The sequence below is a fragment of the Sporosarcina sp. ANT_H38 genome (assembly GCF_008369195.1).
GTDB lineage: Bacteria > Bacillota > Bacilli > Bacillales_A > Planococcaceae > Sporosarcina.
The window spans coordinates 593,117-618,069 of the sequence record NZ_VOBC01000001.1 but is presented as its reverse complement, the minus strand read 5'-3'; the positions used below and the strand labels follow the sequence as shown (position 1 = coordinate 618,069).

At 31.9% G+C, this 24,953-nt stretch carries 22 protein-coding genes and 1 tRNA gene; 3 read left to right on the top strand and 20 right to left on the bottom strand.

Features of this window, described 5'->3' with window-relative positions:
- Window positions 1–554 precede the first annotated feature (554 nt).
- The 10 genes from FQ087_RS02975 to FQ087_RS02935 all read right to left on the bottom strand — a co-directional run bounded on the left by FQ087_RS02975 (window position 555) and on the right by FQ087_RS02935 (window position 8,989).
- Window positions 555–1,982, bottom strand: a complete 1,428-nt coding sequence (locus tag FQ087_RS02975) for an aldehyde dehydrogenase family protein (protein ID WP_149579061.1) — start codon at window positions 1,980–1,982, stop codon at window positions 555–557.
- 477 nt (window positions 1,983–2,459) lie between these two features.
- A complete protein-coding gene (locus tag FQ087_RS02970; RefSeq protein WP_149579060.1) occupies window positions 2,460–2,690 on the bottom strand; it encodes a hypothetical protein in 231 nt (76 codons plus the stop codon).
- Between the two features lie 691 nt (window positions 2,691–3,381).
- Window positions 3,382–3,621 (bottom strand): hypothetical protein, encoded by a 240-nt coding sequence (locus FQ087_RS02965; protein WP_149579059.1) that lies wholly within the window; start codon window positions 3,619–3,621, stop codon window positions 3,382–3,384.
- Between the two features lie 71 nt (window positions 3,622–3,692).
- The gene (locus FQ087_RS22315; protein WP_188006621.1) at window positions 3,693–3,857 is read right to left on the bottom strand and encodes a hypothetical protein; all 165 of its coding nucleotides are present in this window, start codon (window positions 3,855–3,857) and stop codon (window positions 3,693–3,695) included.
- A 21-nt stretch (window positions 3,858–3,878) separates the two neighbouring features.
- Complete coding sequence (locus FQ087_RS02960) at window positions 3,879–4,277, bottom strand: recombinase family protein (protein WP_149579058.1); 399 nt, start codon at window positions 4,275–4,277, stop codon at window positions 3,879–3,881.
- 288 nt (window positions 4,278–4,565) lie between these two features.
- On the bottom strand, window positions 4,566–4,877 hold the full coding sequence (locus FQ087_RS02955; protein WP_149579057.1) for a site-specific integrase: 312 nt from the start codon (window positions 4,875–4,877) through the stop codon (window positions 4,566–4,568).
- A 76-nt stretch (window positions 4,878–4,953) separates the two neighbouring features.
- Window positions 4,954–5,136, bottom strand: a complete 183-nt coding sequence (locus FQ087_RS02950) for a hypothetical protein (protein WP_149579056.1) — start codon at window positions 5,134–5,136, stop codon at window positions 4,954–4,956.
- Between the two features lie 153 nt (window positions 5,137–5,289).
- A tRNA-Arg gene (locus FQ087_RS02945) sits at window positions 5,290–5,363 on the bottom strand.
- 967 nt (window positions 5,364–6,330) lie between these two features.
- Complete coding sequence (locus tag FQ087_RS02940) at window positions 6,331–7,431, bottom strand: phospholipase D-like domain-containing protein (RefSeq protein ID WP_149579055.1); 1,101 nt, start codon at window positions 7,429–7,431, stop codon at window positions 6,331–6,333.
- Window positions 7,432–7,531: 100 nt separating this feature from the next.
- Window positions 7,532–8,989, bottom strand: a complete 1,458-nt coding sequence (locus FQ087_RS02935) for a hypothetical protein (protein WP_149579054.1) — start codon at window positions 8,987–8,989, stop codon at window positions 7,532–7,534.
- Between the two features lie 233 nt (window positions 8,990–9,222).
- On the opposite strand from FQ087_RS02935, the gene FQ087_RS02930 reads away from it, so the two are divergent.
- The gene (locus FQ087_RS02930) at window positions 9,223–9,555 is read left to right on the top strand and encodes a hypothetical protein (RefSeq protein ID WP_149579053.1); all 333 of its coding nucleotides are present in this window, start codon (window positions 9,223–9,225) and stop codon (window positions 9,553–9,555) included.
- A 454-nt stretch (window positions 9,556–10,009) separates the two neighbouring features.
- Here the strand turns inward: FQ087_RS02930 and FQ087_RS02925 are convergent, their stop codons facing one another.
- Both FQ087_RS02925 and FQ087_RS02920 read right to left on the bottom strand, forming a co-directional pair.
- A complete protein-coding gene (locus FQ087_RS02925) occupies window positions 10,010–10,609 on the bottom strand; it encodes a hypothetical protein (RefSeq protein WP_149579052.1) in 600 nt (199 codons plus the stop codon).
- 10 nt (window positions 10,610–10,619) lie between these two features.
- Window positions 10,620–10,850 carry a hypothetical protein gene (locus FQ087_RS02920; RefSeq protein ID WP_149579051.1) on the bottom strand — a complete coding sequence of 77 codons (231 nt, stop codon included), beginning with the start codon at window positions 10,848–10,850 and terminating at the stop codon, window positions 10,620–10,622.
- Window positions 10,851–11,047: 197 nt separating this feature from the next.
- On the opposite strand from FQ087_RS02920, the gene FQ087_RS02915 reads away from it, so the two are divergent.
- Together FQ087_RS02915 and FQ087_RS02910 are read left to right on the top strand one after the other, a co-directional pair.
- The gene (locus FQ087_RS02915) at window positions 11,048–11,533 is read left to right on the top strand and encodes a hypothetical protein (protein ID WP_149579050.1); all 486 of its coding nucleotides are present in this window, start codon (window positions 11,048–11,050) and stop codon (window positions 11,531–11,533) included.
- 310 nt (window positions 11,534–11,843) lie between these two features.
- On the top strand, window positions 11,844–15,413 hold the full coding sequence (locus tag FQ087_RS02910; RefSeq protein WP_149579049.1) for a hypothetical protein: 3,570 nt from the start codon (window positions 11,844–11,846) through the stop codon (window positions 15,411–15,413).
- 480 nt (window positions 15,414–15,893) lie between these two features.
- Here FQ087_RS02910 and FQ087_RS02905 read toward each other — a convergent pair whose 3' ends face one another.
- The 8 genes from FQ087_RS02905 to FQ087_RS02870 form a co-directional block, all read right to left on the bottom strand.
- Window positions 15,894–16,463, bottom strand: coding sequence for a recombinase family protein (locus FQ087_RS02905; protein ID WP_149579048.1), 570 nt, complete (start codon window positions 16,461–16,463; stop codon window positions 15,894–15,896).
- A 15-nt stretch (window positions 16,464–16,478) separates the two neighbouring features.
- Window positions 16,479–16,727 carry a hypothetical protein gene (locus FQ087_RS02900; RefSeq protein WP_149579047.1) on the bottom strand — a complete coding sequence of 83 codons (249 nt, stop codon included), beginning with the start codon at window positions 16,725–16,727 and terminating at the stop codon, window positions 16,479–16,481.
- A gap of 633 nt (window positions 16,728–17,360) precedes the next feature.
- The gene (locus FQ087_RS02895; protein WP_188006620.1) at window positions 17,361–19,505 is read right to left on the bottom strand and encodes a DUF262 domain-containing protein; all 2,145 of its coding nucleotides are present in this window, start codon (window positions 19,503–19,505) and stop codon (window positions 17,361–17,363) included.
- Window positions 19,506–20,546: 1,041 nt separating this feature from the next.
- Window positions 20,547–22,010, bottom strand: coding sequence for a DEAD/DEAH box helicase family protein (locus FQ087_RS02890; RefSeq protein WP_149579045.1), 1,464 nt, complete (start codon window positions 22,008–22,010; stop codon window positions 20,547–20,549).
- A gap of 126 nt (window positions 22,011–22,136) precedes the next feature.
- Entirely contained in the window at window positions 22,137–23,198 is a 1,062-nt protein-coding gene (locus FQ087_RS02885) for a hypothetical protein (protein ID WP_149579044.1), read from the bottom strand.
- 135 nt (window positions 23,199–23,333) lie between these two features.
- Complete coding sequence (locus FQ087_RS02880) at window positions 23,334–23,513, bottom strand: hypothetical protein (protein WP_149579043.1); 180 nt, start codon at window positions 23,511–23,513, stop codon at window positions 23,334–23,336.
- Between the two features lie 83 nt (window positions 23,514–23,596).
- Window positions 23,597–23,923, bottom strand: coding sequence for a hypothetical protein (locus FQ087_RS02875; RefSeq protein ID WP_149579042.1), 327 nt, complete (start codon window positions 23,921–23,923; stop codon window positions 23,597–23,599).
- Window positions 23,924–24,113: 190 nt separating this feature from the next.
- Complete coding sequence (locus FQ087_RS02870) at window positions 24,114–24,599, bottom strand: helix-turn-helix domain-containing protein (protein ID WP_188006619.1); 486 nt, start codon at window positions 24,597–24,599, stop codon at window positions 24,114–24,116.
- Window positions 24,600–24,953: the final 354 nt, after the last annotated feature.

Here is a 24,953-nt window from a genome sequence, read left to right as displayed (position 1 = left end):
ACTAGTGTTCTCTGTATCTCACACTTTTTACTGATGTGGTTTCACTTCTATGGTTTCTTTTATGAATTCTTTGAACTTATCTTATTCATCGGGAAAAGATGATGATTGATAATCACAACCATAATAACGTATGACCCAGGAACAACATCTCCGTACCAATTCCAATGAGTATCCTAGCTGCTGCAAATACGATGATTTTCCTTTTGCTAAAGATGTCTTTATTTTCACCCATCCATAAAATTACTATGGTCTTAATAATAATTTCAGAGAAAAGTATTTACATCCTATTAATTGGTTTAGTTGAAGAACTTCGAGCCGATTAAATGGCTTTTCTTCTTCAATTAAAGAACCAGAACACTTCAAATTGCGGGCTGTTTCGTTTACCTTTTTGGGATTAGCGTAGGTAGAAAAATTTGTTTTGGAATAGTAGTTTTCTCATTTGAACCTAGCCGCTACTTCCTTCAAGACTAAGAACTCCTTTCTGATTAAATACGGAAATTTATGACACACTAAAAAAAGCTGTCCAAAAAACTTCTTGGACAGCTTTACTTTTATTAAGAAGGCATTCCCATAATCGCCTTTGGCTCAAGAAATTCTTCGATTCCATAATCTCCCCATTCACGACCAATACCGGATTGCTTAAAGCCGCCAAATGGTGCCGACATATCTGCTTCACTATTATTGATCGTTATTTGTCCTGCTCGAATATTTAAAGCCACTTTCTTCAGTTCTTCTTTATCATTTCCGAATACATAACCAGCAAGGCCATAAACGGTATCGTTGGCAATTTCGATTGCTTCATCAATATCTTTATACGTGATAACCGACATGACAGGTCCAAAGATTTCCTCCTGCGCAATAGTCATATCGTTCTGCACATCCGTGAAAACTGTTATTTTAGAAAAGAATCCTTTATCAATTCCATCTGGTCTACCAGGACCGCCGATAACAAGGGTGGCTCCTTCTTCCTCACCCTTCTTGATGTAGGATTGAACGGTTTCCCACTGGTCTTCGGAAACCTGTGGACCCATAAATGTATTTTTGTCCTGTGGATCACCAACAGGGAACTCCGTTACTAATTCCTTCATTGCTTCAATGAAATCATCATGCATTTCTTCCGGTACAATCACTCGTGTAGCCGCTGAACATACCTGACCTGTATTCGTAGCAATTTGAGCTAAAGCAGTTCTCGCTGCTTTTTTTACATCCGCATCTTTTAAAATGACTAAAGGAGATTTTCCTCCAAGTTCCAATGAGACATTTTTAAAATCATCTGCAGCATTCTTCATTAAACTGCTTCCAACTGCACCCGATCCAGTAAAGGATACAAAATCGACATCCGGATGAGAGCTGATTGCGTCCCCAACGGTTGAACCTGAACCATTTACAAGGTTAAAGACACCTTTAGGAACACCAACTTTGTCAAAAATCTCCGCTAGAATAATAGATGCAAATGGTGTTTTAGATGCAGGCTTCACAACTAAGGTGCTACCGGCTGCCAATGCACTGGCCAGCTTTGTGGAAATCTGATTCGTAGGGAAATTCCATGGTGTGATCAGTCCTGATACACCAATTGGTTCCTTCTGGATATAAGAGTTCTCTCTTTCCTCCGTAAACTCGAAATTTTTCAATTCCTCTGCTGCCTGCTTAAAGTGTGCAAGCCCCATTTGATAATGGATTTCCTCCGATTTTGTTATTGGAGCTCCTAGCTCTTCGGTCATTATTTTTATTAAATCATCTTTGCGATTTTCATATTCTTTTGCAATATTCTCCAGAAGCTTTACCCGGTCGTCCACTGACATTTTAGAAAAGGAAGGAAACGCCTCTTTTGCTGCCTGGACAGCCCGGTTCACGTCTTCTTTCGTTCCGCTGCTAATCTTACCAATCACTTCTTCTGTTGCTGGGTTTACTACTTCAATTGTGTCTGAACCAGTAGAGTCAACCCATTCACCATTGATGTATTGTTTTCTATGATTAAACATAATCGAACTCCTTTTTAAATAGACTTATATAAAAAAGTTCCCTTTTTGATTATTGTTAAACATATGGAGAATAAGGTTTTTTACTCCGGGTACGATTACCTGGCGAAATAGGTAGTGAAACGCTATATTACTATAAAGCGTCCGCCTTGATTGCTGATGCCTTTTTAAATGATTCAATGAAGCAGTTTAGAATTGAATTAAAAAATGTTTCCAATTTGTTTTAATATCTTTATTGCTTTGAGTTTATTAGTTCATTCTATTTTTGTTGCATTTGACTATTCTTTCCTCCACTAACTAGTGGCGTTGAAAGCCATTTATAAATACTCGACTAGCTACCTGAAAACATTTTGAATAACAAAAAAGTCGTTTCCTAGTATTTTAAGGAATCGACTTTCTTATTTGTTCTTCTTAAACTAAACACCCGATAGTTGCATAAGTTCCTTATCTTTTAGTACTCATTACATTCGTACTGCTACATTATTCTGTAACTTCTACTAACTTACCGTCAACTACTTTCAATACGGGACTTTCAAATGCTTTACGCATATACTCGTAATCATCTTTTAATTCATCTAATGATTCGGCAGGCATTATTTCACCCCATATATGAGGAACATGGTTTTCATCATAATGAACCTCGCATATTCCAAAGCAAGATTTACTACTTTTAGGATATTTATCCTCCACAACTCTATAATCCCAGTACATAATAATTCCCTTCCTTGCTACGCCTAATGTGTGAAATGCGACATATCTTTTAAACGTCAAAACTGGGATTTACTTTTCTCATATAACTGAACTCTAGTAAATTACAACCTATTTTAGCAATTCTTTTACTTTGTCTATCGAATAAGAATATTGCTTACTACTTTGAATCTTGGAACGGATAAGACTTTCTTCTATACCTATTTCTTTGAATAAAATTAGTGTAGTAAATGCTTTAACCATATTACAGAATAATACAATTTATCACTAGTATCTAAAACATTTTTTGTTCCTTATCATAGTGAGTCAAGTAATTTCGAGTGTCTACCAAGTTGCATTACATATTTTTTCTATTATCACTATTACCAAATAAATATATTTTTGTATCAGGTTCTAGGTTGTTACTCGTTCTTTTAGTCTGTTGCTTAGTGAAAATTCATTACCCGATTGCAGCGTTCCATTTATCTTCAGTGCTAGTTTTTCTGGCAACTCTCTTTCAGCAAATTCAATCAGTGACAATGAATGTTCTAAAAAAGAGTGTATACGTTGTTTAGCTTGTACATTAGTTCTTCAAACCAATTGAATCCCTGACAATCATCAGGTATAATCCTCTCGATTTTTATGACACGTGTAGTCGAAATAAGTTTTTCTCTGACTCATTTTCCCTACCGCTGTAACACCACTATTCAGCTTTTCAATATACACCATTTTCAGAATCTTTATACTCAGCAATAAGAAATCCAACTTTAGATGTTTGATGGTTTCGACCTTTAAAGTCTCTTCCATCAATACCATAGGCTGACCATCCTTCTTTCCCAATGTAAAAAGTCAGTATGTTCTTGTATGCGAACTTTTTAGCTACTTTATCTTCACTGATGAATTTTAACTTGTTTTGAGTTAGAAACTTACAGATTCTCTCTTGTGAATTATCCATTTTTACTCATCCTCTCATTTTCAAATGAAATGTTTCTTTTATTGATTGGTGGAAAAAGAGTAGCGGATTGGCTACCCTTCTACATTTATCTTCTTCAATTCAACATAAAAACTTGCTTTTGGGATATCATTCAATTTTAAAATATTTGATAATCTCATTCCGTTTTCTTGGCGGTTGTGATACTGCTCAATTGCTTTCTTCATGGCTTTAAGGGTGTAACTTGCTCTCCTTCCCATATGTTTACCTTGTGCTACAGCTCACTCTCGTCCCTCGGTTGTGCGTTCAACAATTAAATCCCTCTCAAACTGTGCAAACGATCCTAGGATTTTAAACATTAATGACTGCATACTATTTTGCCTATTTGGTTCGTTGTCGTTATTCGGTTTAAATTCCATGTTCTCATTCAAGAACTCTACAGTTACGCCTTTATCCAATAATCCGCCTATAATCTTATTTAAGTCGAATATTGAACGGGCTCGTCTATCTATTTTAGTAACCACTATTGTATCACCTTTGTTTGCTGATTTGATTGCATTGGCAAGTTCTATCCTTTTCTTGGTACTTGTTCCAGTGACCTTTTCACTGTTTTGGATATCAACACCTTGTAGAAGTGTTATTACTGTAGATCCATCAATGGCTTTTATAGTCGCGTGCACCCGTTAGCCATACATGTAGTGCTAACGGGTGCGCTACATCCTAGAGGATAAAAATTTGTGCAGAACGGCGGATGGCGAAGCAGGTCAATCAACTATACTGGCCACTAACAAAGTTTGTTGATTTCGTATTTAACGATGTCCCCTTTGTTGAAACGAATATATTGGTATTGCTTTCCCCATAAAATTCTCTTACTTATATATTCTGTTTGATTAGCACCCTATAAAGTTGTATTAGTTGGTCGTTGAGCGGCAATTTTAGTAGTTGGTGATTTTTCAATATCGCTTCATTTAGAACAAGTACTTTATTTTCAAAGTCAATATGCTTTTTTTTAGCTGCCCCAAAGTATTAATACGAATACCCGTTTTGTACATAGTTAAAATAGCCGTCACATCCCTAATACCAATAAAAGTATTTTTATCAATCATTGAGATAAGGATAGCAATATCATTTGGTTTAGCACCCTTCTTCACCTTTTTATCTACTTTTACGTTGATAGAGTGCCAAAAGTTCACTTTCAACCAACCATTGTTAATGCACTTACCTAAGTACGACTTCACAATCTTTAAACGTGTTAACTTTGTTTGATTTACTACCTCCATGGAATCTAACCACGATTAGATAGTATCTACCGTAACTTCTTCTAAATAGGTAATCCCTGTACTCTTTATAAAGTTATTAAGGAATGTATCGTAATCCTTCATAGTACGAGGGCGATAGCCGCTCACCTGCATTTGGGTCACAATATTTCGAAAAGAGCTTGTAGAGAGCGGTGGTTGCCTTCTCCCCTTTAATAGGAGTAGTAAGCGCTTTGGTTGTCAGTGTGAAATCCACATCAAATAATCCTGTCTTTTTCGTCATAAAAAAAATCCTCCATTCAGTTGAATTGGAAGATAGTTTCGTGTCTTATTATACGTAAATGTTAGGGTACAAACAAGGGATTCTGCACCAGTGACCGAATCCCTTGTTTCTCACAAATCCAAAGGTATCAATGGTTTGTGACTGATTTAATTATGTCCCAGGAGGGATTCGAACCCCCGACCGACGGCTTAGAAGGCCGTTGCTCTATCCAGCTGAGCTACTGAGACGTGCGTTTCCAAAGTTGGGGTTTAAGGTTATTTTTGATGAATTAGGGATTCGTTCATTTTACGTTTTTAGACCGAAACTACCTACATTCATATGTTATCACTAAAACCGACTAATTGGAATCTATATTTACAGGCTATAGGGTACAGTTGCTTTAAACTCTATTCCTGTCATATTCACATAAATAGACTTCCAACTAAATCTGATGTCTTTCCACGAGAGCCATTTATCTTTTTTTTGAAAATTTTTGTCCCATTTGCATCATCGTTCGGTAGCATGCGTTTTTAAAGGATTGTCGCCAACTGTACTGAACACTTTCCCAATATGTAAAAACCACAATCCGATGGGTTCTCTAAATTTATTAATGGATAATTTTCCCTGAATTTTTAGAAACTACGCACATTCTAGGTGTACAAAAAGACGATTTCATCTACAATCAGATGAAATCGTCTTTGTTTTATATATTGTTGCCACACAAAGCTTAAACATTGCTGTGACAACATATATGGTGACGGCGGGAGTCGAACCCGCGTCCAAAGGCCCTAACACTTAAGCATCTACGCGTGTAGATTGTCTATTAGGTTTCGCGCATCAGTATGCCGAAACCAAGAGCCACTTGGCTTTGAGCCATCTCCATACCTATTTATTTGACGGTTTTAATCACTAGGGAGTATTACATATTTACGAACTTGGTTCAAAGACCTTCTGATTCCATTGTATATCAATTGGCTTTCAAATGGAACTCTTCATTCTCTACTTTCATACATGACCAAATGGTAGAATTTGATGTCTACTTTAATAATACTACACACCATTTTTATCCATCAGTTAAATTTTTCTCGAAATAAAACACACACTTAATATATTTTGGTTTCCAGCTAATTAAACTGGATTTTATCACATCTAAAATGTAGTCTGACGCTCTTCAGCTGAAATTGCTTTACCTGTGATTAAGTGGTCAGAGATTGCTTACCTGAGTGTAGATGTTTTTTCATTCCAAGATAAATTAAAGTAATCAATAATTTGTTTCTCAACAAACTTATGTTCTATAGGAACAATAGTTGAGGCTTTATTTCCCATAGAGTTTATTGAGCAACCAAATAAATAAACTTTTTCCTCATCAAGTATTAAGTATCTATCATGATTGTCTTTGGACTTTCTAACCTCTAAATTTCCTCGTTCTTTTTTTAATGCTTTATACTGTATTTCAGAATCTCCTTGTAACTTATCCGTTATCACCTGAATATTTATATTTGGGTCTAGCTCTTGAATTAAAGTAAGTAGTACTTCATTTATATATGGATCGATCAATTGAATGCTCTTTTTAGCCCCACAAAATAGTTCTTTAACTTTCATATAGCCTGTGTAAGGTTTATTGTTTTGAAAAAACACAGGATTATCTTCCTTTTCCTCTACTTCGCCTATTGAACCCCATATTTCCTCAAACCATTTACCATCAATTGATGACCATTTAGGATTAACAATTCCTTCTTCTACCTCAACTTTATCGTAAATCAAGTGATCTTTATCAATTTGAATATCTTTATAAAAAATACCTATTTTATCCTTATCGACTTCATATCCAACATCTACTAAATAATTATTTTGAATTTCTTCTAAAACAATCTCTATGAAATTGGTAATACTTCCATATCCGAAAATATGTTTAATTAATAAAATAGGTTCATTGTTAATCACCTTGAACTTAAATTCTATAAACATTTTTCTAATATCAAATTCAGCATATATAAATAAGTCCTTCTCAATAAATAACTCTTTTCTTGAGGGTGAGTCTAATCCTTTTTTTGCTTTGTAAAAATTACTTAATATATAATGCTTTGAAGATTTATCAAATAGTCCCTTTCTATTTGTTAGTTCAAAAGAAGCTCTAGTTATAAAATCTAACGCTTTGATTAATTCAACCTTTGACAACTGATTTAATATGAAATCATTACCAGCAAATTTATAATTAATCAGTTGAACTAATCTAGTCATCTCTTTATTTGTTACTTGTTTATAGTCCTTCTCTATTTTAGAAAAAATTATATCTAACTCTTTTTGTTCAGTCACATCAACACTTCCTTTAATGTACATTATATATATAATTATATATTTTGATCATAAAAAAACGATATAATTTTTTTATATCGTTCATAGTAAAAGGATGATTTTACTGGATAATTATTTTTCGTAAACGTTTTTTTAGAAATTCTTCAATATAACCATTATTCTCTTCCCTAATTTGATTCAACATTTCTTTAAAATCCTTATCTTCTAGAGGTAAAATACATCCTCTTGAGTCGTGATATGCATCTGCACATTTTTTAATTATATAATCCATGTTTTCTGTACTCCTAAATACGATAATTCCAAACCTCCCTCTGTTAGGTGAAAATCTACCAGCAATCTGGTCTAATTCAGGATTCTTAATTTCTTTTCCGTAATTTTTACACTCGACAAAAATATACGGCGATTGGATTCCTTTTGTTTGATGAAGCTCATGGAAAAAACCTTCCTTAGCAGAATTATCAAAAGAAATATCTATTCTTTTTCTACCATCATGTATCTCATCTTCTACTGTTGGTCTTGTTAACTGTGGATAAAAGATGTATTCCATAACTCCTGTAATCAATTTATGAAAATCATTTGCTTGTTTATTCCCAACATCGATTTCATCAAATTTATTAATTAGATAATCGATTATATCGATTTGTTCTTGTTCAAGAATTACATCCAGTTCTTCATTAGTAAGTGGTCTCATTTTCTTTTTGTATTTTCTTTTAAAGTCTTGAAAAATTTCAGGGTGCTTAGCTGTAAAATCCACAAGATATTCTTTTCTGTAAGCTCCCTCATGTTTAGCAACTTCATCCTTTACTACCCATCGCTTGGTTGCCCCATTTTTAAGAACTCTAGACTTAACTAGACTAGTATTTAGCCTTAAATGTTCGTTTTTTAAAAAGTTCAATACAAAATGTCTACAATATTGATCTGAAGTGTAAGCAGATGTATAACTTACACACCATTTTGGAACTAAAATTATCACTCTCCCCTCAACTACTAGACCTCTATTATATTCATTGATCCAATTTTTTCTAGATCCATCCCAGTAATTCCCTGTTGGTACATCTCGTTGTAAAGGAATTTTATGTAGTTCACATTGAGATATTGTATACTCTATTAAATGTTTTCTTATAATGTTAGTAGCTAAATCAGAAATTTTATCCTTCCCTACGTTTTTAACAAAGATGACCATATCTTCAAATCGTTTCACTACTCCACTTTCAATTACATGACTATCTATTAAATTATCGAAAATTGTTTCTGCCTCTCCGACACCTACTCCACGACCATTTGGCATATTCTCAGAGATACCTAAACACGTTTCATTAGACTCCCCTAGATTTTCAAACAACATTTTGGCTTCGGTTTTCAAGTCACTTTTATACAGCTCTAATATGTATTGGAAAAAACTCTCTATAGTACGATGTGCATTTCTAGACCATTCATCTTCCCTATTTCCAATTAAGTAGGGATCTAAAAACAAAGGTGTATCTCGTCCAATATCTATATCTACAAAATCTAATTCATGCTGTGACTTATTTAAGTTGAAAATCTCACTAATTCTCACTGATAAATCCCTCCATTTAAAAAAGTCTCTTATCTATAATGATATCAGAGGCTTACTATATGTAAACAATACCTTTTTATGGTTTCCCTTGGATTGAATAATAACCTCTTCAAACCCAGCTACGATAGCCAATCTATCAAACACGTTCTTAAATAAATCTCTTTATTAATTCATGGTAGACTATCTAAAAAGAGGGATTTCAACATAGGTGTCAGAATACCTTCAATAGGGAGGTGTTAATTTTTGAAATCTTAAAAACTATTAGTCAGATAAAAAAGGAGATTGCGGAACTCAGTGCTTACATGGAATTAGCTGAATCATTTCAACCAGAAACACTTAATGACCAAATCATCAAAGAATATGCATACATAGGCAGTCTAGAAAAGGTCGCTGCTGAAGTTAATGAGATGGGTTATTCCAATGATGGTGTGCCATTTGAGAAAGAGGATATATCAGCAATCATTAGAATTAACCCTACAAATGAGCTTCACAAAGTGATTAGGTCAGGATTATTTTTAAAAAAAACTAGACACACTCGTCGCAAAACAGAACAGTATACTTGGTAGATTATATTGATAGTATTTATATCAAATCAAGGTATTAACAATAGTCGTTTGTATCATTTCCTTTTTCAACTAATGAGATCAACCCAGAAAACCCTCCTAGGTAATATTAGAGGGTTTTTTCTATAATAATTCGATCCACAAGTTTGCTATCGTATCGCTTCATTTTACTTTTGGTGTGCGTGTAGTAGGTAGCTCCAATTCTTCATTCACCAACATCTAAATATCGGAAAGTACCCCCTACCGCCTGTTCACAACAAGCTTAGTATGCTTCCAAAGTTACACAACAAGCAGATTAAAGACGTTCCTAAAGCTCCACAGAAGACCTGTACGGCTTACATGATCTATAGCTTAATACTGGTATATAACCTTGTGCCAATCGCTATTTCTTTTATTGAACATATTTGTAAGTGCATTTTGCTTCACGGATTGCTCCTTTCTTTCAAATCTTAGTAGCTTAGTTTTCCTCGTCCCACATTGATGAAAATCCAGATACAACTCTAACCAAGAAGTCGTACGAAATACCTCTAGTACTGCCATTAGGGTAGATTGCTTTATTAGCCACTTCTTTCAAATCTAAATGCAACTGACTTCCATTAGGCATTCGTTCTTTAATTTTTTCAATTTCAGACTCAGTAGCTCCTTTTGCAAATACATCCCATTCAATTCTGAACGAATTTTCAAGCAAGAACTTAATTGGGTCTTGGTCATATTTAAAATCCTTAATATGGTATAAGGATTGTCTATTTCCCTCTAAGTTTTCTTCCTCAAAATTAATATCTTCTCCAACAATGGTCAGAATTTTTTCTTTATAACTTTCCCTTCTTCCAAAGTTAGGGAGGCTTTCAACTTTAATAATTTCACTTGCTGCCTCGTAAAAAGAAGCAAGGGCTTCCCAAATGTTATTAGAATCGCAATAAAACTTTATAGTCTGCTTATTACTTCCGTTTTTTGCTTCATCACCGAATCGATTAATAGATATTGACACTTGATTCTTACGCAAATAAAACTCCTCTTCTCTACTTAAAAAGTGATATTTTTTTACAAATGAAACCATGAAACAATCCTCATGGTTTCCTATTTAGTTCTTTACGACGTTTTAAGCATTCAACAGCATAGGAACTCTTAGATTCAAGAACTGAAATCATAGAATCTAATTCTTCTTCTGTATATGAATAATGAGCTGTTGATAAATTAGAGATTTTCTCTAAGGTACGACACGCTTGAACTATTCTTTTCTCCATCAAACGAAGGGATTTTTCTCTCTTCGTCTCTTTTTCCCTCTGTATACCCATCATTTTATTCACCTCCTATTTTCTATAACAAATACTTACAAACCTTAAATAACATGTTATACTTAATAAGTAAATCGTATTTAAGGTAAAACTCATTTTACTACTCTAAAACTTAGATATCAATATATATTTAAATAATTATAGCATTTAAGTTTTTTTGGTATTATTAATTATGGAATGAACTATTAGGAGGCTATAATATGAGTATAGAAACTAGACAAGAAAAGTTTAGAAGGATAGCCGAAAAACGCATGACACGAATTTTTTTAGATATGAACCTAATTGCAAATTTATCTAACAGAAATAATTATATGTACAGTAATCAAGAAGTAGAGGGATTTTTTCGAGCATATAAAGCTAAGGGGAAAGAAGTCAGAGCATATTTTGAATCGGAGACTTCAGTAAAGCAACCACTCAGTACCAGTTTTAGTTTTTCATATAATAATGAAAATAGTGGAAATAATAATTTGAGAGAAGTAAAAAATACTAAATTTAAAAGTATTGCCGAAAAACGCATGACACGAATTTTTTTAGATATGAACCTAATTGCAAACCTATCAAATAAAAAGAATTATAATTACACTGCACAAGAAATTGATGAACTTTTCCAAGCATATGAAAATAAAGGCAAAGAAATAAAAAAATATTTTGATCCTCTAAAAGAAGAATTCACCTTTTTAAACTAAAAAAAACCCACCAAGAAATTTTTGGTGGGTAACTATTTATTCTTTTGCCCTTTTCAATGATTAGCACTTACTATAAGCATTAATAAATAGGCATTCCCAAATCAAATTGTTCTATACTCTTATTCCCACTCAAAAATTCTCCTTTATAAGCTAAACAAAAAAGCCTTAGTTTATTTGGGTTTTATTAACCTCATATATAACTAATCCTTCTTATTTTAAATTGGATTGGTATCAAAAATGGTATCAACTTTAAAACCATTTCACAAATTTTACAAGCTATATATTATACTTTAATAAAAGGAGGGTTATTATGGGGATAATTGGTTCGGCAGCTATCAGTTTTGGAGTAAATATACTAACTAATATTAGTGTATCTATTAGCTCATTTGCTTCAAATAAAATGAAACAAAAAAAGCTTTTTAATCTTATCAGCGATTATAATTCGAAATATGAAAATACAGTAATCGATACTAAAACCTTTGCAAGTATTATTGAATCAGAAGAATTTTCAGAAGATATTTACAACTATATATTTAGAAATACTTCAAAAACCGTTTCAACAGATCATTTTATTGCCCAAAAAACAAACGAAATAGTCGATAATTTCAATCAAAAAAACTCGATTTATGGTCGACCGACTTTCGAAGGAAATGAAGTAGTCATTTCATATTTAACAGAGTTAATAGACAAATTAACTGAATTTAAAAATAAGGATTTTAATCCTGATGAACTGGCACTTCTAAGTTCTATTAACACTTTAATCACTGAAAATAGAGAAATAATTGTTCAGGAAGTTAAAGAGCAGTTTAAATTAAATCAAATGGATAATGAATTTGCCGAAAATGTTATTGATAATTTAGTAACTAGTAATTCAAACTTTGAATTCGAAGTGGCTGACAATATTTACAATCAACTAATTAAAAATAAAGAGCAAATAAGCAATTCTCAACTTTTAAGAATCTCAGTAGAATATTCCAAAACCTGTGCTTATAGAGATCAATTCAAAAAAATCTCTGACATTATTGAACAAATAAATTCACTACCTAATAGTGAAAAATATATTTATGAAATTAACTATATTAAGTCAATAAGATTACGTGAACTAGATTCTTCAAATGAATGTATTGAATATTTTGAGTCACAAAACTACTCAAAAGAAGTTATTGCTTTAAGAAGATGTGAAGTTCAATCTTCAATTGGGAATTTCGAACAGATTCAACAAGAAATTTTAGATCAAGATAATAATTTACAAATTAATTTCGGAGAATTTCCTGAAGCTCATTATTACAGAGGCCTATATTTGTGTATTCAAAAAGAGTTTTTAGATGTTACGGATTTTGCTACTGCTTTATCTTTAAAAAAATCAACTTTATATGAGTTTTACAATCTTCTAATCACTATAAGAAAACAGATTCATACTAATCAGTTCGAAAATTTAAAAGATATTTATAAAGATTTTTTTGAGTTTGAAAATTATTTAAACTACTTTACTAAACAGGAACAGTTAAACTACTGGTCAAATTACTTCCAACTTAATTCCATCTTTAGGATAAACAAATTGAACTATATAGAAAATAAATTGGTTGAGAATGATTTTTATAATATCCCTATTTTAAAACTAGCCTTAGCTGAAGCTTTAGCTGTACAAGGAAACAATTTAAAAGCACTCGAAATAGTTGATTCAGTGTTGCCTAAAACAAATGAGAGCCAAATTTTGCTTTTTAATTTCTTATTCGAATTAGAATTTTGGGATAGAATCATTACGGAATATGAAAAGTTGGAATCTCTAACTGAACAAGCTGACATAAGACTAATATATTTATTTGCTCACTTTAAAATCGAAGGTATAGAAAATAAACTGGAAGAAATAGTAGAGTATTGCAAAAAACAGAACAGTCTATCTTGTTATTACAAAGCAATCATATTTTTCACCAAATATTCATCAGAACATTTTATATCGTTACTGAATATTATAGAAGTTAATATATCTATTTTTAACATTGAAGATCAGTCATTCTTGATTCATTTAATTTATCAAAATAATTATCCAAATGAAGTTCAAAGAATAATATTATCTTTATCAGAGCTTAATGATTCTTTAATATCCATGCTATTATCTACTATGCCATTGAGCGAAGAAAGTATTGAGGAAATCCAAAATTATAAGCCTACCATCGATGATTTAGCTAAAAAATATAACAACGTTGAATTGATCGTTTACTCTATTGAACTAGACTTAGCTTTAAAAATTATAACGAGTGATACTTTTAACAACATAAATAAATTGAACAACTTTAATGTTGATCCCTCAATGATTGCTTATTTCAACCTATCTGCAAAATATTTGATAGAAGATTTTAGTGATATAGATAGAGAAATTCAAATATTATCTAAATCTAATAAATCTCACGAAAGAATTTTAGCTGCGACTATATTAATTAATACTAATCAAATAGAAGCAGGAAATAAATTAGCTATTAAAACTATTTATACTAATATAGATAAAATTGACGACCATCTTTCAAGAAACTTTTTATCGCTTATTAATGAACAATTAGGTAGTGTACATGACTCTTCTGTCAAAGCAACGTTTGATACACCTAACATCGTTATTAGACTTAAAAATAATAACGAAATAATTTCTTTAGCTATAATTGAGGAAAATATGTTAAAAGTTAATGACGATCAATACTTTTTTGATGCATATCATTTAAACAGCAATTCAAATAAAGCCATTAGAATAGCTGCTAAATATAAAATTAGCAAAATAATTAACTATAATAGTCTTGATTATGAGGTTGAAGAAATAATCACTCTTAAAACTCACTTGTATCGTTATTTCTTAGATTTCGTTATTAAAAATTCACCTAATAGTAAAATAGAACTTATTTCAACTGAAAGCCCTGAAGATTTAATTAAGCAGATACAACAGAAACTATCTGATTCACAAAAAAACGGACAGTTATTACTAGATAATTATAATTTCAAAGAAAACATAGTTGGCTTACCTATTTCAGGTCTATCTCAAAATAAAAGTGACCTTTCTGATTATGAAACAGTATTTTCGTACTTATTATTTAATCGGGATCAGTATTTATTTGTACCGAAGCCTAATGATTTAATATCTGATAAATATGTTCTGTCATTAAGTTCCCTATTACTATTAAATAAGTTGAATCTCTTTAGCAAATTAGAAAATATTATAGATAAAATATCAATACCGAAATATATCTTTGATAGGATTAATAATACTATTTCTAAAATTACTATTGAAAAAGACGGAGCTAAAGGAACATTAAACTTACATCAAGATAAAATATATTCTCAAATGCGTAGTTTAAGCGATATAGAAATAGAACTCGCTGGATGGATAAGCATTTTAGAATTTATTGAAAAAATCTCACTTGAAGAGTGCGAATTAACATCCGATCCATTATTAAATACCTTAAATTACTTGTTGATTAATGAAGATAAATTTTCAATAGATCTAGCACATAAAAATGAATCCTGCCTTATTATTGATGATTTTTTCATTTCAAGAGCATTAACATTAACCAAATATAATAATTTCAATATTAATTCTACCTATGGTTTAATTTATAGTGAGAAACTCTTGAATATAGAACAAACCTTAGATTTATTAGATGATTTAGTTAGTAAAAAATATTATGCTGCCGTTACAGCTAATCTTCTTTATGAATTAGTAATGAATATTGTTTCAACTCAAGAAAATATCGATAAGTACTATTCAAAGTTCTATACATTACTTAGAACAAAAATTTGTCTAGATTCCTATTACAGTGAAATTATTAAAGAATTTATCGAATTACTATATAGAAATAACCGATTTACCGAATTAAATCATTTATTTATTAGATAATAGTTCACTCTACGAAAAATCCCCTATGTCTTCAATAAACATAGGGGATTAATATATTATTATAATTTAGGATTACACTCAGAATATTTATTTTTTATTCTGATTAGGTCAGGTTGCATCGCTTTAAAAACCTCAATTATTTCATCCATTTCCTCTGAACCTATATCATAATTTAAATTTTTTTGAAGAACAATTAAAGAAATATTCTTTTTTGCGCCTTCATTTGTATATAAACAATCGATAAAATAATCTAATAGTTTATTCTTTTGATTATTATCAGCTTTGTGAGCCTGATATAAATTTATGCGTTATTAAATTCTGCTTGAGCTATTTGCGAAATTTGTTCTACAATATATTCTGGAGCCCACTTTCTCTTACTAATGGTGCAATATCGGAAATAGGGGGTATACCCGCCTTCGATAGACTCCTGACACCAAACCTGTCAGATAGCTCTGTACGGTCATCTAGTCCACACAATTTTTATGTTACACTGTTAATTATTTTATAAACCGTCGCTCTACCAATACCGTATTCCTTAGCAATATCCGTTGCACTCTCGCCTGTCTCAAACAAGGTTCGAACACGCTTCTTCGTTTTCTCATCAATAGATGGTCGTCCACCAATTCTACCTCGTTTCCTAGCGCTCTCTAAGCCTGCTTTTGTCCTCTGCTGAATAATGTCCCGTTCAAACTCAGCAAAGACAGCCAACATCCCAAACATTGCTTTCCCTGTTGGTGTTGTCGTATCAAATGAATCATGGATTGAAACAAACTCGACTCCCTTATCTTGTAACTCTTCTGTCAGTGTAAATAGCTCTTTAGTACTTCTGGCTAATCGATCCAATTTATAGACAACAAACAAATCTTCATTAGTTGATGCTTTCATTGCATGTTCTAATTCGACGCGCTTTTCTTTACGGCTAGAAATCTTTTCAACATACATGATTAATTCTAATCCTCTTTCTTTAGCATATTTTTCAATTGCTTGCTCCTGCATATCTAAATTTTGATCTTCCGTACTTACACGACAATAACCAATAACTCTCCCCATCTATTTATCCACTTCCTATTTCTTTATGTATACACCCTTGTTGTAAATTGCTAATTCAAAATGTTGTAGTAAACCACCTAACGTTGTGAAGTTGCATGGTGAGCTTTTGGATTGCTTTGGATACTTCTCAACAAACCACGTTCTTTTTAGAATACCGTTTTTCATCAATTCATTATAAGCAGCTTCCATTACATCAAAACCAACTTTTTTATATCTACCATTTTTACCGATTGAATACGATATTCCAATTTCATCAACATTCAAAATTCCTCTGCTAACATTTGGCTTTTGGAAAACTAATCCTTCAATCTATGACAGTTTTATAGTTTCATAACTAAAATTAATTCCCCTCCTAGTCTATTTACTTATACGTTTTATATACCTTTAATAATAGACGAGTTTATAGACAATTACAACACAAAAAGAGAATACAAACCTTGATTTGTACTCTCGATGATTTTTGTCTATATAACGATGGTTAAATAGACAATATTAGACTAAAGATTATTGCTCATTTAATCGTTTAAAATAAGCTTTCACATTAGGATTTTCAATATACATACAAGCACCATGAATACCTAGTTTCAGTAAAATATAGTAAACACTTTTGATATATTAGCTAAACTAATACCATCATCATCAGTTTCTTTAATAAGGATAGCATTTTTATCATAGTTGTTATCTGGACTTTCTATAAGAACTATATTACCTTCTCGATCTACCGCAATTTTTTCTTCTAGAATTAATTCAATAGCTAATCTTAATGACGGAAAATCTTCCCGTCATTTTTCATCCTATAATTCATATATACCAAAACTCATAATTGAATATGTCATTCTTTAAAAATTTGATTTTCAAATACTCGTCTTTGATACACAAATGAGCTAGCCATCCGAACTAACGTTGCAAATATTGTGTTCTTAAATTTGAAAAAGCATTTTTCATTAGTTGTATTCTCAACTTCTTCAATTTTGTTAAATCAGTAGGGGTATCTATTCCTTTTAAATCTTCAATATTCAATTCAACCGATGTGCAGATTTGTTGCATGATATACTTACTACTGTTATCTGTATCAATTGTTGAAATTAAAAAGGCTAATGTCTTCTTCCGTTTAGAATTATTGATTTCAGACTCTAGTAGGCACAAATTAGCTAGGTTATCTTTATTTAAGCTTGGATCAATTCCTAGCCCTTTCTTAAATAGATCTTGAGGAATAATATGATCTACTTCAGACTTTATTTCGAACCCAGGCCCAGAATTTGTTGATAACATATAATAATGATATAAAACCGCTTTTGTTTCACCCGCATTAGGAATAACACCATCTATTTTATCCTTATTAACAAGTTCCTCTATCAACTCAATCCACTCTTCTTGATCAATTGGAATGAATGAGGTCTGTGTATTAAAGTTGTTTACATTGTTGGCAATTTTAGAATCACTAGAACCTCTCCATTTTCGAGTGACATATTGATAGATACTCTTATCGAATAAAGATATAGCTTTTTTGATAAATCCTCCTTCAGAATACATTCCTTTTTCTTTACTATCATGCCATTCATGATACATTAATATTGCAAAGTTTAAAGCTAAAGCCTCACTAGTAATCCCCATTAATGTATTGTTCCACGATCTTAAAGTTTTGAAGAATGGACTTTTTAATAAAGTTTTCCCCATCTCATTCATATCAGCTATAAGTAGATCTATATTATCCCAATCAATATCTTTATTTTTTGAAAGGTTACTTAAATCTTCTTTATTTATGCCCTCTTCAAAAATCCCAGCTAATAGTTTAAAACCTAAAGTGATTTTAGTTTTAAAATCTGCTGATATTGAGTAGTTTAGTGGTTTGAATATAAAATCTAAGCCAGATAAACGATCAATAAATGTTGCAGCTATATCCCATTTCACTACACCTTCAGTTTTAACATCAAGCACTGAGTACAAAGCATTTATCGCTTTTTCTAGATCTTTTGTGACTACCTTAATGTTACGATTCCAACTAGGTTTAGCTGACAATATTTCTACAGCTGATAACGGCGTTCCTTGCGAATTTATAAACTTAAATATGTTTTGTGCATCGCTACTTTTCACATTATTCAACCTAATTAACGGCATTTTACCATGTTCAAATCGAGAAGTTAGATCCCAAATTGAATTTATTGTTTGATTTATTTTCTTCCAGTCATAAGAGACCTTTCTTGCAAATGCATCTTTTTTTTCTGGTAGAATAATAAGCTCCTCTTCACAAAACTTTATAAAATCCTCCATACCAAATTCTCTATCTCTTAAAGCGTCTATAAAGTTACGTATAAATTTACTTAATTTTTCGGGATTTACACTTTCATCCGATTCTATAAAAGAAACACTTTTGAAGTAAGAACTATAATTAAATGGTTTAATATAGCCTGTGCCATTTTTTGTTTTCTTATGGCACATAAGAATGATCTCAAGTAGCATATTCAATCCAATATCTTGTCTAAAACTAAGATTTAATAATGCTTCTTCTGCTGATATGTTACCGTTTTCATCAACAATGTATTCATCAAACTCGGCATCATCAAGTTCTTCTAACATATCTCCGTCAAATTCAATGTCTACTAGGTCGTCATTATTATTTTCAAAATTATTATCTTCTACTAGTTGTACATTCTCTTCACCTTGTTCTAGATAATTCTCAAGTTTTCTCCAAAACAAATCTCTTACTTCTTCTGGTTGTGAATTATTAGAAAACTTAATGAACTTCTTTCCCCATTCATAAATAACTTCTGGATTGTTATATGCATTAACAAGAGTCGTTCTGCGTTGTCTACCATCCAAAAGCCACGAAGTAGTAATTAATCCTTTACGTTTGTGCAAAGCCTTTTCTTCATTTAAAACTACTACCCCAATCGGATACCCCTTAAAAAGGCTAATTAACAATGCAAATTGTTTTTCGTAATTCCACACATCTTTCCTTTGGAATCGAGGTAACCTAATATCTCTTCCTTGTGAATAGTTTAAATATGAGACGCTATCTACTTCATACAACGAATGAACCATAATATCTTCCTCCATCAAAGCATTTTTTAAAATCGATCAATGCGTTAAACTATTTTTCCCGCTTATTGTTTTCTATATTACTTTAATGAAATCCAAAAATCAAGGGTATTTGATTAGATCTTTCAAAAATCCATCATTTTTTCGTGTTTAGCGTTTAAAAATGGATATGATCATTTTTCAATTAATTCCATTGCTAGCTCTCAAATTGTATAAAATAAAAAAAGTGTGATCAATATCGACTAACACACCTTATAAATCACTACACTATATAATATTAAAACTACTGACCTACTGACAGAACTTCGTTCTCGCCAAAACAATATTTTATCTTAAGCAAAACATCTTGGTTTAATAGGAATAAGGTAAGTAGTTTTTTCAAGCATTCAATTTCATTACCAAACATTTTGTAACAGGTCATCAAAACGAGCTTATCACATCATCTTACAACGATTATTCGAATTATTCAGTATTACCGCTGTCTTATGGCAAACAACGTAAATCGCAACGAAATTCCAAATAATATCAAATCCTACCTCTGAAAGTAATTCAATATTACGACATTCTAAATACGGATTATCATTAAATTGATCAGGCTGCTCACAAATACCATTTGCTCTTCTCTTTACATGTACACTAACAAATGGATTTTATTATAGCTTTCAATAGAAGATCTTCTTTTGGTGTTATTCGTTGTTTCTCTAGCCCTGGCGGTAAGCTCCTTTACAAATTTCTATAATACCCCATAAGCATGTCGTCTCGTTAAATATAACAAAACCACACGAATGATACTCATGTGGTCAATTTTGGTGTCCCTATATAATACCTGTCACAACATTTTCATCCCAACTCATAGAATTAAAGACCTTGGGGACGCTGCGGTTTTTGAATTGTTTTATCTCCCGCTTCGCTCCCGATAAATTCAATTCGAAAAACACGCTTTTCGTCCGTCCCCAAACCCCTGGACGACCGTTTTTTTCTTTTTTTTGATTGTGGTCAATTTTGGTGTCCGTATATAATAAGTCCCACAACATTTTCATCCACTCATTTTGGCATTTGACCGATTTTCCATGCAGTTTTATAACGTTTCCCACCTTTTCTAGTATCATGGGGGAAAATACGGTAAGATGCTTCTTTAATAGTTAGCAAACCATTAATTTTTCGAAATCCCGTTACAAGCCTACCATTGGACTTCAAACCTAATTGCTCTGCAAAAGTTCGCTTCTCCTCTTGGCTATAAAATACTAGCTCCTTAGAATAAGCTTCTTCTAGTGCTGTTCGAGTATTATCTGGTAAGTATGCATCCATAGATATGCTACTTTCTTTCCCAAATAGCTCAATAATATATTGCCGATACCCACCAGCCATTCCCTGAATAGTTATGAGGCGATTATACTTGTACTTATAGCTATCATAAAGAAGCTCATTTACAACTATCTTATATCCATGATTAGGGAGGGGCTCAAAATAAACAAGTTGATATGGATCTGGTTCACGATAAAACTTTTGATCATATTCCTCTTGGGTATATTCCTCTAGAAACTTGGCATGTTTCATACGTGTGGTCAAGTTTCCTTTATCATAGCCTAATCGCCCATTTGAACGGTTTTTCACCACTAAATGTACGTAATCCTCTTCATACTGTATTCGCTTTCTGCCTACACACTGAACCAGCACATCAGGATCAGCTATATCTACTATAATAAAATGCAAGTCATCATCAATAATGTTCAATCCTGCATCAAGTGTTTGCGTAGTAAATAAGAATAAATCCTCAAAGCGTTGGTTCTTTAAAAGTTGCTCCCGCTTCTCTTCATCTACATACTTATATTTTCTATGGCTTTTGCCACAAATGAACATACTATGTTCCTCAAATTGCTTGAATAGCTCATAGCAATCAGTAGCGGATTCAATAAAGATGAGAGCCTTTTCACCTTTCTCTACTCGTTTTTTTAATCCATCAATGATAAGCTGATCATCTTCATAAAACTCCAATGTTTTAACATAATCATAGTTAGCTGGAAGTACATATTCTTTTGGAGTAATCGATTTACGATTATACAAATATTCTTTAATGAACTCATTTGTAGCACTCATAAGCACTACAATTCTTTCATCCGCCCCCTCAATAATTTCATTGAGTGACACATCAGTATATTTATTGAAAGAAGAATCATTACCAAAATAATGATATTCATCGCAAATGATATATTCATATATCCCTAGGTCAATTTGATTTTGATGGATTATCGCCTTCTCAAAGCTTTGGTATGTAATCAAATCAATTACATCAGATTTCCCTTCAGCTGCAATTTCGGCTTTAAACTGCTCGAGCGTATTACTACGATGAAGAAAGAACAAAATTCTCTTCCCTATGCTTTTTACATGGTCATATAGCTTGTTTTTCACAAAATGGCTTTTTCCTTTACCTGTGCCTGCAGAAAAAGCAATTATGTCTCCCCGTTGCCATTCTAAGTAATCTTGTTGAATACATTCCGTAACATTCATCTTACTTTCCTCCAAAGTAAAGAAGAGCTATTTCTAGCTCCCCTCTATAGTAGTAACTTAATTAAACATATTTAAAAATCTACTGCACCGATTAAAGCAGAAACCTATAATACATAATATTCAATCTTACCGAGCTGCTTTAGTTCCTTTAGTTTTCACTAAAATACAGTATTCTTCAAATTCATAATCATACCTTTTCAAATCTTTAAGGATATTATCAATGCGAATTATTTCGGTAGTTATCTTAAAGAACAGCTCATAATCAATTCTCCTTTCTTCTGTGAACAAATCAACTGGTTCATCTTTGATGAGCTTCAAAACAGCTTTCTTTTGGTTTTGATACTGCTCTTTTAGGCTTCTCGCAATATCATTCCAAGCTTCATCAGGATTGACACCTTTTAACTTAGCCACATTTTGTTTGTGAAGCTCATCTTGTCTAATGAGCCTGTTATACTGCCTTAATTCTTTTTGTTCAAGCTTTATTTGTTGCTCAAGTGCTTTCTTCTCAGTTAAATCGGAAGTTTTTTCTAATGATCTCGTTAGACTTCTAATAAAATCTTGTGTACTTTCTTTATGTTTTTCAAAAGAAGGTTCAACACTTGAAGGAATGATTTTGATTTGTATGCGTTTATTTTCGTGCATAAAATAACGCTCACATAAGCCAACATCTAATTCCTCTTTGGAAAGTCTATATGCTTTTCCTAACGCACCCTTAGAATTAAACTTCTGAGGATAAAAACAACCATCAATGAATTCAAGTGTTACATACTTTACAGCATGAACAGCTATATGATCTTCTTTTAAGATAGCTACTACGCTATCAGCACTATAATTCTCACCCATACGATGAATATCTACATTTTCTTCGCCATAAGTCTTAATTAGATACTTAAAGCGTGTAAAGAAATGATTGAAATTTTCTACTAGATAGGCATATGCTGTTTTAAAAGGTGTACCATACACATACATTTCTTCTGTATACGTCTCATCTTCCTTACCTTTTGTTCTGTTGTACTCACCGATTGTTCGCTTTGCAAGTACTGTTGCATATTTAAGCTCCGACTTCTGTATAACACCCATTAAGCAGAGTCTAACGGCAATATTGCGTGATATGCGATCAAATGTAATTTTACTTCCGTCTACAAAGACAAATAAGTCTTTATCCATGTGTTCCAACTGAAATTTCATTTTCATTCTCCTCTAATTCTATAAGTTTATTTTGAAGTAAAATGGATATTTTACTCTCCACTTCACAAAATTTAAGTTTAGCTTTTTCCTTAGTTATTAAGGAAATTGTGTTGCGGCTTCAAATAGATGATTGGATTAATCTTCATCTTCCATATCATCATCTTCATCCTGTGCATCTTCTAAATACATTCTAAAAATCTCTTCGTCAGATGCCTCAATTACCTTAATTTTGGTAGGTAATATCAATAGAGATTCCGAAACCTCCAATTCATCAACAATCTGTTCTGCTGAATTTACATTAATCATTTTTTCCATACAATTCCCTCACTTTTAACCTACTTAATGAATTGAAATAGTAGGTTTTATATTTGAAATACCTTGTTGTTTCCTACTTTTAATTACAATACTTTATGGTAGGAACTAAATTTACGCTTGGATAATACAAGATCAAACGCAGCTTTAGCATAACTCATCTCTTCTTCATGAAACCGTTCATCAGCTGATTCAATTAAACCATCTAATAATTTAACTTTTGAAGCTAGTTCGTAATAATTACGTTCATCCATTAACTTAGAGATTCTTTCATCTAAAAACTCATCTCTAGTTTCTGTCAGTATCAATCTATTGATCTTATTTTCAATATCAACAATTGCATAAGCTTGAAACTTTCGAATTAACCCATCAATAAACGAGTTAGCTGGTATTTCATAATAAACTTTCGACATTGTTTACACCTCCGTCCTTACCAAAAATTGATTATTTCATCGAATATTATTTTAATATATATTCGAATTACTAAATCCCTTTGTCATACTCTAAATTAGATTAAACCTCTTTTTTAGAATATGAAAAAAGAATTTATAAATCTATAAGGAGAAATTCTCCCTATAGATCTGAATTACTTAACTACTAAATTCATATTTTGTAGTCTTTAAATAATGCTCTCAAATTACTTGTGATTTCTTTATTTTCATCTTTATTTCTTAATACATGATCAATTTTCTCCAATAAATTGTAATCTTCCACCGATTCAATACTATAGTCCTCTTCTCCAATATTCCCAACTTTATCTATCAACATTTCTAGTCTATTTAACAATTTTTTATTTTCAATAAGAGCAGCAATTCTTCTAATCATTTTATTGTTGACCCAGTATTTATATGGTCTATTCATAGGATCATCTATAAATTCATTTGTTTTCTTTAAGTAACTCATTTTCACTTCTAATCGATCCACCTCCGTATATTCATGCTCATCTTTCAAAAAATAATCTTTTGATAAATTAAATACAGTAGTTAATTGTTCTAACCTAGCTGGAGGTATTTTCCTTTTAAATTTCAGCCAATCATTTAATGACTGTGGCTTTATCTCCAATATTTCAGCTAGCTCTTTATTCGTCATGTTAAACTCCCTAATCACTAAGGCTAATCCACACATAGTTTCAACTCCTTATAATAATAGTCAAAACAATTATACCAAAGCCTTATTTATAAGGCAACTATACAACAGCCTTATAAATAAGGCAAGCTTTTTATAAAAATATTCTTAAATCCTTAGCTACTTCCTCAACATCTAAGTACAGATATTGTGTCCTAACTGCTAAATCACTATGTCCGAGTGCTTTCGAAATTAATGCAACACTAGCTCCATTGTCATGTAGGTTCTTTGCATGTGCCCTCTAATATCGTGTGCGTTTATGCCTTGAATACTAAAATGCTTTGCATAATTTTTAAGTTAATTCAAAACATCCTTATT